General features: G+C 34.4%; 9 protein-coding genes, 1 pseudogene and 1 riboswitch. Of the genes and pseudogenes, 3 read left to right on the top strand and 7 right to left on the bottom strand.

Annotation, left to right across the window (positions count from 1 at the left end; translation table 11 throughout):
• Positions 1–1,408 precede the first annotated feature (1,408 nt).
• The 3 genes from F6K22_RS03290 to F6K22_RS03280 all read left to right on the top strand — a co-directional run bounded on the left by F6K22_RS03290 (position 1,409) and on the right by F6K22_RS03280 (position 4,093).
• Positions 1,409–1,990, top strand: a complete 582-nt coding sequence (locus F6K22_RS03290) for an EF-hand domain-containing protein (protein WP_293093215.1) — start codon at positions 1,409–1,411, stop codon at positions 1,988–1,990.
• 648 nt (positions 1,991–2,638) lie between these two features.
• The gene (locus F6K22_RS03285) at positions 2,639–3,223 is read left to right on the top strand and encodes an EF-hand domain-containing protein (RefSeq protein WP_293093213.1); all 585 of its coding nucleotides are present in this window, start codon (positions 2,639–2,641) and stop codon (positions 3,221–3,223) included.
• Positions 3,224–3,604: 381 nt separating this feature from the next.
• Entirely contained in the window at positions 3,605–4,093 is a 489-nt protein-coding gene (locus tag F6K22_RS03280) for a cupin domain-containing protein (RefSeq protein ID WP_293093211.1), read from the top strand.
• A 1,637-nt stretch (positions 4,094–5,730) separates the two neighbouring features.
• On the opposite strand, the gene F6K22_RS03275 is transcribed toward F6K22_RS03280, so the two are convergent.
• The 7 genes and pseudogenes from F6K22_RS03275 to F6K22_RS03245 form a co-directional block, all read right to left on the bottom strand.
• Positions 5,731–6,000: a GTP-binding protein gene (locus tag F6K22_RS03275; protein ID WP_363272753.1), complete on the bottom strand. Its 270-nt coding sequence runs from the start codon at positions 5,998–6,000 to the stop codon at positions 5,731–5,733.
• Positions 6,001–6,008: 8 nt separating this feature from the next.
• Positions 6,009–6,278: a GTP-binding protein gene (locus F6K22_RS03270; protein WP_375340132.1), complete on the bottom strand. Its 270-nt coding sequence runs from the start codon at positions 6,276–6,278 to the stop codon at positions 6,009–6,011.
• Between the two features lie 45 nt (positions 6,279–6,323).
• The gene (cobW, locus tag F6K22_RS03265) at positions 6,324–7,370 is read right to left on the bottom strand and encodes a cobalamin biosynthesis protein CobW (RefSeq protein ID WP_293093209.1); all 1,047 of its coding nucleotides are present in this window, start codon (positions 7,368–7,370) and stop codon (positions 6,324–6,326) included.
• 1,038 nt (positions 7,371–8,408) lie between these two features.
• Positions 8,409–8,969: pseudogene (locus F6K22_RS03260) on the bottom strand (RNA-guided endonuclease TnpB family protein); the annotation flags it as partial.
• Positions 8,970–9,000: 31 nt separating this feature from the next.
• Positions 9,001–9,708, bottom strand: a complete 708-nt coding sequence (locus F6K22_RS03255) for an RNA-guided endonuclease InsQ/TnpB family protein (RefSeq protein ID WP_293093206.1) — start codon at positions 9,706–9,708, stop codon at positions 9,001–9,003.
• A 234-nt stretch (positions 9,709–9,942) separates the two neighbouring features.
• A complete protein-coding gene (locus F6K22_RS03250) occupies positions 9,943–10,341 on the bottom strand; it encodes a DUF1636 domain-containing protein (RefSeq protein ID WP_293093204.1) in 399 nt (132 codons plus the stop codon).
• Positions 10,342–10,938: 597 nt separating this feature from the next.
• Positions 10,939–11,619 carry a HupE/UreJ family protein gene (locus tag F6K22_RS03245; RefSeq protein WP_293093201.1) on the bottom strand — a complete coding sequence of 227 codons (681 nt, stop codon included), beginning with the start codon at positions 11,617–11,619 and terminating at the stop codon, positions 10,939–10,941.
• Between the two features lie 28 nt (positions 11,620–11,647).
• A riboswitch (cobalamin riboswitch) is annotated at positions 11,648–11,816 on the bottom strand.
• Between the last annotated feature and the right edge of the window lie 247 nt (positions 11,817–12,063).

Here is a 12,063-nt window from a genome sequence, read left to right as displayed (position 1 = left end):
AGTTCATTAATGGATAATCGATAATTACTTCTGGTTAAAACCGTGAGGGAATTGAATATCAGGAAATTCAAGAGCACTTTTCTCTTTTGGGAGATTGGATATGGCGTTTAGCGTTCCGCACAACGCGCGTTTTTCATGTCGCGCAGCGAAACGCGGAGCGACTTGAATTGCGGAGCGGCTCTGCTTTCTTCGGGAAACCCGCTCCTACGGACCCGCTGCCTCTTGCAGAGGAGCTCCGAAGTGCGCTAACGCCATCCCATCCTACTCATGCTCCGCTTTCCGACTGCTCTCTTGGTCGATTGGATATGGCGAGGTTTCCTCGCCATCCCATCCTGACGGAATGCTCCGCTTTCCGACCGCTTTTTCCCCTTTATTGGGGAGGCAGAGTAAGCTGAATAATTAATAATTAATTATTAATTATTAATAATTGTTATAATTGATTCGCAAATATACAAATAATTTTGTCTAAGTAAGTAGGTTGGAAAACAAAAGTATGTCAAGAAAACTAGAATTGCTCAACATCCTTCCTCTCTTGCCTTTTTCCTCTTGCCTAGTTATAACAATAATGTTTAATCCCAACCTACTTAGGTAATTATTAGCTGAGGCATATTTAATTTTTCAATTTTAACTGCCGACTCTTGAATAATGAAATATTGACGATCCTAAATACTAAGACGTTATAAATATTTGACCTATTAGACATTTCCAGAAAAGAGGGAGTAGGGAGTAGGGGAATGATAATTTATGTTCGATAATTGATTTGATTTTTTATTCTTAGAGATGTCTATTGATGGTAACTGGTAAAGCAATCAATAGTTGTAACTAGAGAAGACGTTATAGATATTTAACCTGTTGATAGCCAGACTTTAGTAAAAAATACCTTCAAAACAGCATCAAAAGCTGATACAGGAATGATTTTACCTCAAATTAAACTGTTTGTTCATATATTTAGCTTTGAGCCATTTTTACCCTATTAATGTATTTCCCAGGACTTACGGATGGGTACTACATATAGCGCAAAAAACTATAACGTTATAGTTTTTGAACTCTACATATATGGTCTATGCGTAAGTCCTATTTCCGTTATCTGTATCAGGTTTGAAGCCATTTTAACTGTCAAAAGTATCAAAGTACGATCGGCTAATCAGTAATTATAACTAACGGGACTGACACAAAAAAGCAGCAAAAAATAAGCTCAAATATAGACAGCTACAGGCTTTTACGTCGAAAAGGTGTAATTCCTTTATAAGCACGGGTTATAGCCATTTTTATTGCTCTGACGTTATTCCTTTATCTAGACTAACTTTCAAGCATTTTTCTGCCCAGAAATTGTCTCAGTCCTACTAAATCGTTATAGATAATGATAATATCAAGACGTTCATATAGTTTTCTTGACTTATAAGTAGAAATGTCTCCAGAACAATTTTTATCATCCAGTGTTTGGCGTACCAGAATCAAGACCTACTTCAAACTCATGGATGTCGATCAAAATGGCGTCTTGACCCTCTCCGACTTTGAAGAAATTGCAAATCGTTTAATTCAACTTCAAAATGATTCATCAAGAAACGAAGAAATTCGCGAGATGTGTCATTCTCTATTTCAAAATTTTATGGCTGCAGGGAGACCAGTTGATAGTAACACTCGAATTAGCCAAGAAGATTTGATTGCTAATGTTGCAAAGATCGTATCCTTAACTGAACTAGATAAAGCACTTGCATTATCTAGGCACAAAAACGAACTCTTCTTCGATATTATAGACACCGATCACTCTGGACAAATATCCCGCGAAGAGTACCGGAAGTACCTGGCAGTATACACGGGAGTAGAACAACCTGACCGTGCTGACCAAGCTTTTGATAGTATTGACTTAGATAAGTCAGGTTCCATCAGTCGTGAGGAATTTGTCGAAGCTCATAGACTCTACTGGTATGAAATTGGCGATGAAAAAGATAATTCTCCCCTTCCTTATGGAGTATTAGTAGATTCATAGAACTTTAGTTAGTAATGATAAACGGCGTTGGTAATTGGTGGGATGATTTTCGACTAGGGGTGATACCCACCAGTTACTCTGGTTAAATATTTAGAGGAATTAAAACAGATTACTTTTAAAGTTTCATCTCTTGATTTACCAACGCCTGATAAACAAGTAGCGGTTTTGGTCGGAATATTTTTCTAAAAAAGAAGTTTTACCGACCTGCCTAACTATCTCCATAAAACTACTAAATTTTTTTCACAACACAATTATTTTGTCATATATTATTTTGACTTTGAGCATGGTAGTTTTGACTAATTCATTTCTGAGGACTTGTCCTAAAATCAGGGGAAATTTGAGAATCAAAAGCTTATAACTTTACCGAATAATTAATAATTATTAATTACACAATTCAGCTTTATTAGCCTTCCCTTTCAAGGAAAAAAAAAGCGGTCGGAAAGCAGAGCATGACCTTAGGATGGGATGGGGAGTTCTCGGAGCCATATCCATGAGACCAAGAGAAGAAATAATATTTCCTTAATCTTCAATTCCGTAACGGTTTTAACCTTCTTGTAATTATCCATTATCAATTAATGAATTCTTCGTTCTGTATAGATAATGATAATATCAAGACATTCATATAGTTTTCTTGAATTATTAGTAACAATGTCTCCAGAACAATTTTTATCATCCAGTGTTTGGCGTACCAGAATGAAGACTTACTTCAAACTCATGGATGTCGATCAAAATGGGGTTTTAACCCTCTCCGACTTTGAAGAAATTGCAAATCGTTTAATTCAACTTCAAAATGATTCATCAAAGAATGAAGAAATTCGCGAGATGTGCCATTCTCTATTTCAGTATTTCATTGCTGGAGGGGAACCAGTTGATAGTACCACTCGAATTACCGAAGAAGATTTGATTGCTAAAGTTGCAAAGACTGTATCCTTGATTGAATCACCAGATAAAATACTTGAAGTAGCCAGACGTAAAAACGAAATTTTCTTCGATATCATTGACACCGATAATTCTGGGCAAATATCTCGCGAAGAGTACCGAAAGTACCTAGCAGTATACACTGGCTCACAACAGCCTGAACATGCTGACCAAGCTTTTGATAGTATTGACTTAGATAAGTCAGGTTCCATCAGTCGAGAGGAGTTTGTTGAAGCTCATAGACGTTACTGGTTTGAAATTGGGGGTGATAAAGACAATTCTCCCCTTCCCTATGGAGTATTAGTAGATTCATAAAACTTTAGTAATGATAAACAAGTAGCAGTTTTGGTCGGAATATTTCTCCTAGAAAGAAGTTATACCGACCTGCCTAACTATCTCCATAGAACTACTAAAGTATTTTGTCAAATATTATTTTGACCAAGAAATAAGGTGTCAAGTCTCCTCTTTCAAGGGGATAAAAAAGGAAATTTCGGATTTCAAACCTCCAACTTTAGGAGGAGATAATAATAACTGATAACTGATAACTGAAATGACTTCTCTTTGTTGGAAGTGCTGATAGTAAATGATAGTAATAGCAAAAAGTTACCAATATTTTTTATATTACTAACTTCCTCTTTGCCTCAAAGAAATACCTACTTAATTTTCTCTATACTACTTTCAGAGGTTTAATTATTAATGAACAAGCAAAATATAATTGAAAAATTATCTCTAGTTAAACATATCGAAGGAGGTTATTTTAAAGAAACCTACCGTTCCGATCTAACTGTAAATACTGATAGAGAAGGAGGTGAAAGAAAGTTGCTTACTTCCATTTATTATCTGCTCACTGATGACCACCCAATTAACCACTTTCATAAGAATGAATCAGATGTTATTCATTATTTTCACATTGGTTCTCCCATAACTTATTTAATTGTTGACCCACAAGGAAAATTGTCAAAATTTAAACTTGGCTTTGATGTTGCTAAAGGTCACACTCCTCAACTATTAGTACCAAAAGATTGTTGGAAAGCAGCAATACTTGAAGAAGGTGAATTTGGTTTACTGGGAGAATCTGTTGCTCCAGGTTTTGAGTATCAAGATATGGAAATAGCTAAACCTGATTCTTTTAAAGCTAGTTTTCCGAATTTGTGGGATGAACTATCACCTTATATCAAACAGTAAATTTTAATTTCTGCTAATTTGAAATTTATGAAACTGAGGAGAAATTTGTTCTACTTAGTAGGTTTGTCGAAAGATTCTCTGATTCTTTTCAATTTCTGAAAAAATCAAGACAAAAATTAGCAGTAGGTTAAGCTTCACTACCTTACAAAACCCAGATTACTAAAGTACAATCACAAATTTTCATTTTCTAAAGCTCTAAAAAAATTTGCCCCTGTGGAAAGGAAAATCGGCTTGCATACTCAAATAAACTCTGATACTATTATGTTATTGGGGTATACTCGCCCATACACTAGACTTTTTATTCAACGCAAAAAATATGAAAGTAGAAAGAAAAAAATAAGCGCGATCGCTCTTAAGAAAGGAAAAGTAAATCCTCTGAGATACCCAAATAGTAATTACTCACTCTTGTTAGTTAATCCAGAGAAATGTGCCGACTCTACCTCTATAGGATGAGAACAGAAAAATCGATCGTTGACAGACACAAATTTTCATTTTCTAAAGCTCTAAAAAAATTTGCCCCTGTGGAAAGGAAAATCGGCTTGCATGCTCAAATAAACTCTGATACTATTATGTTATTGGGGTATACTCGCCCATACACTAGACTTTTTATTCAACGCAAAAAATATGAAAGTAGAAAGAAAAAAATAAGCGCGATCGCTCTTAAGAAAGGAAAAGTAAATCCTCTCAAGGCAAATAGTCATTACTCAGTCTTGTAGTTAATCCATAGAAATATGCTGACCCTATCTCTATATAATGAGAATTATCATTTTTGAAAGCTCTAAAAAATTTGCCCGCGTGGGAAGGAAAATCGGCTTGCATGCTCAAATAAACTCTGATACTATTATGTTATTGGGAGATGCTCGCCCATACGCTAGACTTTTTATTCAACGCAAAAAAAATTAAAGTAGAAAGAAAAAAATAAGCGCGATCGCTCTTAAGAAAGGAAAAGTAAATCCTCTGAGATACCCAAAGAGTAATTACTCACTCTTGTTAGTTAATCCAGAGAAATGTGCCAACCCTACCTCTATATGATGAGAACAGAAAAATCGATCGTTGACAGACACAAATTGTCATTTTCTGAAGCTCTAAAATTTGCCTGGGGAGAAAGGGAAATTAGGTTGCATTTTCAAACTAATTCTGATAGTATCATGTTAATGGGGGTCGTTCGGCCCTGTACTAGACTTTTTATTCAACGCAAAAAAAATTAAAGTAGAAAGAAAAAAATAAGTGCGATCGCTCAACTAACTCTTTTAACTCTTTTAGTTGAAATTTCGACCTCTAAAATTAAATGCCGATAATCAAACATTTATATATCTACAAAAAAGAAAAATATGACTGAATTTTTTCTATGGGTAAACAACGACCAATAAAAACTAATTGAATTTGCCTAACCTCTACTTTTTGGCAGAGATTGTCATATCAATCAAAAGTTATCAGTTATCAGTTTTCATAAAAATAATCAGAGGGCGCTCTAACTCCTCAAAAACAAAATCAATAGACTTATTTGGCACTACGAAAAAACCTTTAATCCGATAAATCTGAGAATTTAGCATTAATTTTTTTCAACTTTTCTAGTCACTGCTTCGGTACAAACTCTTCCCCTAAAATTAAATGCCGAGAATCAAACATTATATATATTAAATATCCCCGAAAAGATTAGATAAGTTATTACCCAACTCCAACTGAATGTTTTCTACTTTGAGATAACGACCAATTAAAACCAACTTAGTCTGTCTAACCTCTTCTTTTTGCCAAAGACGGTCATAAAAAAAATCAAAGCGATCGCCCACCCCTTGCAAAACCAAACCCATAGACTTATTTGGCACCGCCACAAAACCTTTCAACTTTTCAACTAACTCCTTCGGTACAAACTCTTCCCCTAAAATTAAATGCCGAGAATCAAACATTATATATATTAAATATCCCCGAAAAGATTAGATAAGTTATTACCCAACTCCAACTGAATGTTTTCTACTTTGAGATAACGACCAATTAAAACCAACTTAGTCTGTCTAACCTCTTCTTTTTGCCAAAGACGGTCATAGAAATAATCAAAGCGATCGCCCACCCCTTGCAAAACCAAACCCATAGACTTATTTGGCACTGCCACAAAACCTTTCAACTTTTCAACTAACTCCTTCGGTTTATACTCTTGCGCGAAAATTAAATGCCGAGAATCAAACATTATATATATTAAATATCCCCGAAAAAAGGGGATAAAATATTTCACTTAATTAGATAAATTATTACCCAACTCCAACTGAATGTTTTCTACTTTGAGATAACGACCAATTAACACCAACTTAGTTTCCCTAATCTCTTCTTTTTGCCAGAGACGGTCATAGAAATAATCAAAGCGATCGCCCACCCCTTGCAAAACCAAACGCATAGACTTATTTGGCACTGCGACAAAACCTTTAATCCGATAAATCTCATAATTTGCCACTAAACCCTTCAACTTTTCAACTAACTCCTTCGGTTCAAATTCTTGCTCCAAAATTAAATTTACAGAATTAATTTCATCATCATGTTCGTGTTCTTCCTCTGTATCATGGTGACTAGGACGAGAATCTAAATTATCTTCAACAGCAGCATTAAAACCCAACAATAAATCTGGATTAATTTCTCCTCCAATACAAGGAACTATTTTGACAGTTTTAGGTAACTGTTCCTTTAACCAACTTTGCACTTTATCAGAAGTAACTTCATCCACCATATCAACCTTAGTTAATAAAACCAAATCAGCACAAGCTAACTGGTCTTCAAATAATTCCTCAATAGGAGTTTCATGGTCTAAATTTGGGTCAGCTTGACGTTGAGCTTCCAAAGCATCAATATCTCCAACCAAACTACCATTTGCCACCGCCTCACAATCAACAACAGTAACAACTCCATCAACCGTAGCAGAAGTCTTAATTTCCGGCCAACGAAATGCTTGTACCAAAGGTTTTGGTAATGCCAACCCAGAAGTTTCTATCAAAATAGAATCAATTTTTTCTCGACGTTTTAATAGTTCTTGCATAGTCGGAAAAAATTCTTCTTGCACAGTGCAGCAAAGACAACCATTTGTTAGTTCAACAATATTATTATTAACATCTTCATCATCACAAACTTGACAAGAACGTAGTAACTCTCCATCTATACCAACCTCCCCAAATTCATTAACTAAAACAGCAATACGACGACCTTGATTATTTTGTAAGAAATGTCGAATTGTCGTAGTTTTACCACTACCGAGAAAACCTGTAATTACAGTAACTGGAATTTTAGCACTCATAATTTTATTACTATTTATTGAACGTTTTTTGACAAAACTGAGAATCAGGAAAAAGGAGAGAAAAAAAATAAATAAATTAAGTAAGCATTTAGCTTTCAGCTATAAGCTTCTTAGCCATTAACTTATTGCCTTAGAAAGATAAATCAGGCATTGGTGATTTTGACTATGATTTTTCTAAAGCCTACAAACCGGGGAAAATATTAAATGTTTTACCATACTAATATCTATCATGAACAAACCCGGTTTCTTAATAACATGCTCGCGATTATTTCATAGCTTGATTCACAAACGCCAGATAAATCATAATAAAAAATTGAGGGAAAATTAAAAGTTACGTTCATTGCATATTAGCTAATCTTCCTCCTAATTTTTTAGAGTTGGTGGTCAACATCTCCAACTATCAATAGCAATCCTAATTTTAGTTGTAATACCAATTTCATAAAATATTACTACAGTTAAGAAACACTTAACTGGGAACACTTAACACTTAATATCAAATCCGGTTAAACAGTTATAGATAGGTTAACTGTTTAGGAGGACCGAGTCAGGAGGACCGAGTCAGGAGAAGAAAGAATTAGAAAGATGAGCGTAGTTATGGCGATTGGAGAATTTTTTTATGTCCAATTAAACGGATTTGATATAACAGGGAAATACAAACATTATAAAAAAGAGGAAAAAAGGTTGAATTTTTAGACTTTATGGAATTGAGAATGTTTTTATTGTAAGAATAAATCACAAATAGATATCTCCAGAAAAGAGGGAACAGAGAACACACGCAGTGGTAACAGGGAGAAATAATTGATAATTTCTCCATAAGAATTGATTTTCTTTTTAATTTTTGGAGATGTCTAATTAAGATGTAACTAAGTATGCATGAATTTGGTATAAGATTTTGGTGGTAGTTAAAAGTCAGGAATAGTAGGGGCGAATGGCTATTCACCCGTACAAGAGTCATAATTTGAAAGGCTTTCAGTTGAAATCAAGTATTTTGACATCCTCCCGACGCTGCTCTGCGAGACAGCGCGGGATTCCCATCCATTAATCAAACAGACTAAGCTGCTTGAAAAACTCAGGGCGGGTTGACACATCATTGCCATCAACTACCTTTTTACGGGTAGAATTACGTCGGCTCCATGTCCGATAAATAATCGACCGTTGACCCTCGGCGACTTCTTCAAAAAGTGATAGTTGAATCGGATTTTCTGCTACTGTTTCTTTAACTGCTTTAACCTTGGTTTTCGGTTGAACAACTTCTAAAATATTGACAGCAGCATTTATATCGCGGTCATGGTGTGCCCCACAACTCAAACAAGTCCATTCCCTAACATTCAGTTCTTTTTTACCTCCTTTGAATCCACAACAACTGCATTTTTGAGAAGTGGGTTCCCATCTATCAATGACTCTAAATTCTTTACCATATTTCTCGCACTTAGCCTCAGTTAAAATCCTAAATTTTCTCCACCCTAAATCACTAATTGTTTTAGATAATTTACGGTTTTTAACCATACCGGAAACATTTAAATCTTCTAATACGATAGTGTCGTATTTTTTGACTAAATCAGTTGATAGTTTGTGTAGAAAATCTGTACGAATGTCTTTGACTTTAGCATGAAGTTTAGCTACTCTTAATCTACGTCTTTCGTATAGGTTTACTGCCTTTTTCAGTACGAACCAGCTTACGTTGAAATTTAGCTAATTTCTTAAGGTTTTGTTTGAGTGGTTTGGGACCTTCAATTTTGTCTCCATTACTCAATGTAGCAAATGTACTAATACCTAAATCAATACCAATCGAATTTTCAGTTTTAGGTAATGGTTCTGGTAAAGTTTCTACTACAAAGCTAGCAAAATATCTATTATCTGAATCTTTGATGATAGTTACAGAAGTAGGCTGACTAGCTAATGGCCTCGACCAAACTATTTTAATCTTGCCTACTTTGGGAAGATATAGTTTATCTTGACCAACCTTGTAATTAGCTCCTACAAATCTAGCAGTCTGTCTAGACTTTCTGCTTTTGAACTTAGGATGTTTAACTTTAATAGCCTTGGGTTTTCCAGAACAACTATTAAAAAAGTTTTTGTAAGCTTGGTCTAAGTCTTTTAAACATTGTTGTAATGGAGTAGAAGCTACTTCTTTTAGCCAAACTAATTCTTTCTTAGCTTGTGTTATGAATTGCTTAGTTAAATCAGTATATGAAGGCTTCTTTTGTCCTGAAACATACAATTGATTACAATATGCTAAACTTTGATTCCAAACATATCGACAGCATCCAAATAGTTGATTAATGCGCGTTATTTGGATATGATTAGGATATATGCGATATCGATATCTAGCTTTCAATGTTTTCGACCTATTACTAACACGTTCGTAGTATTATCATAGCATGGGTTGGCATTCCCATACGACGCTCCCCTACGGGAGAGCGCGGGTCTTCTGCCAAAACTTTGATAAAAGTTTCCACAACCTATTTGGAATTGCTAAATTTAACTTCTGACTTTTGAATTTCTTCAAATATAGTCATATAAACTCATTCTAAGAGAAAGAAAACAAACATTTAAAAAATATTTCTGAAGTCTATGCAAAAGTTAACGGTGGAACTCTTGCCAAAACACCTTTTTTTAGTTTTTCAGGTCGTTCTGACCAAGACAATAACCCATCAGGTTTAGAATAATAAAGGCTTGCACATTCTAATACTGCTGCTGACATTTCAGAGAGAGTTTCAGTTTGATAAGGTATATCCCCAAACACATAAGTATGCTTACCAGGAGCAGCAAAAGAAACAGCGCAAAAGTGACTACAAGCACTCATACATTCCACTGGTTTAATGGAAAAGCTATTACTCAATTGCCAATTTTTATGTTGTTGGAAAAGTTGTTGTAGTAGTTTTTCTCCCCCACTAATACCCTGTCTTTTTCCATCTTGCCAAACACTAGCACAGGTAGTACAAACAAATATAATATGTGGCGTTGACATTTTGTTTCTTTTGATAATTTGTAGGAATTAATTGAATTGTGGTACAGCTATTCTCATACATATAAGTAGTTAGGTACAAAATTTTAGCTTTTATTTTTGCTCTGGTCTGATTTTTTAATAACCGTAGCTTCTGAGGTATTAGGTGTAGGAAATATATTTTTCCTAATATTGTTTCAGAGTAATCTATTCAAAAACTTTATAGTCACTTGCGGTTTATAAAATTGATTCACAATGAAACGGCGAATCAAGTAAATATACAACCTAAAAGTTTCTTCAATTAAAGATATTCACAAGGAATGTAAGAGAAGAAAAATAACTGCTTTGCTGATTTGAGCAATGATAACTGAGATGTTTATTAACCCAGTCAGAAGTTATTTTTATAACAGAGATTTTGAACAACCCTAGAAAAATATTTTTCCTTAGAATGTGTGGTTTTCCAGACAATTATTTTGATAAATTCAGAGTAATTAATCAGTGAAATAGAGTAACTACCAAAGGGTTAAGAAAATAGTTTTTTCTATCTCCTGAATTATCAAATTGTACCGTCATTCAGCAATGTTAAAACCAATGTACCTTACTAACTTAAAAAGCACAATCTTAGCTCAAGATAGCGCTTGTTAAAAACACTACTCCAATAGCACTTATGGCTAAACCAAAAAAACGGATTAAATAAAAGAATTGATTTTGCCAATAATTACTTATTAATTGAGCAAACTTCATTGCCAATAATGCTATGAATAATTGAATAGCAGTAAAACCTATCAAATATGCTAATAATGAAGTCATTTCTGCACCAATAATTGCTTCTCCATAAGCATAACCGTGAAATATACCAGCAAGACCAGCAAAGATAATTAGTAAAAGAGTATTTAGCTTTTGTTTGAAAGCTAACATTGCACCAAAAGCAACTACAGAAATAGCGATCGCTATTTCTGTTAAAGGCAAATCAATACTGAGAAGATGAATACCTGTTCCTAGCATTGCTGTAGCGAGAAAAGATGCTAATATTAATATACAATTAGGGATTATTGCTGCTATTAATCCCACTGCCACCACAAAAGCCAAATGATCGATTCCAATTATGGGATGTCCCATACCAGAAAGTAAACCTTCCCAAAAATTAGCTGGTGTTGTACCCCCCATTGGATGATGAGCCATTGCTAATTCTACTGTGCTGAAGAAAATTAAACTTGCACAGGTAAATATTACAATAGACCTGATTGTCTTAAACTGATTTCCCGCCCTAAGTTTTGTAGATTTGCTATGTTTATATATCATCCGTACCTCGCAGATGTATTGTTTTAATGATTTTGTTTTAATGTTGGCGGGCATTCTGGCTTCAATAAATTTTTTATTTTTAAAAAATAAAATCAAAAATTATTTCACAGTTGCGGGACAGCGTTGGATTTGCACCAAACTTTCCCCCTTACCTCTAACGACTGACCCCCGTTAGATCCAACATAGATTAGTAATCCTATCACAGTATTCCTCATCTTACTCGAATCACTTTTAATTTTTACAAAAATTTCAACATTTTATCCAGACAAAATCTAAACTAGCCAAAAAGCAGATTAATTTTGAATAAGTAGGTGAGATTTGCCTTCAAAATTGTTGTTATGATAGGAGAGTTAGGGAAGTAAACTTTTATCTAATTGATATTATTTAGCATCTTAATAAGAATCAGACAAAATTCAAAAAAGATAGTTATAATTTGGCAAGAGG

Source organism: Okeania sp. SIO2F4 (genome assembly GCF_010672385.1).
Classification (GTDB): Bacteria; Cyanobacteriota; Cyanobacteriia; order Cyanobacteriales; family Microcoleaceae; genus Trichodesmium.
This window is presented reverse-complemented; position numbering and strand designations above follow the sequence as displayed.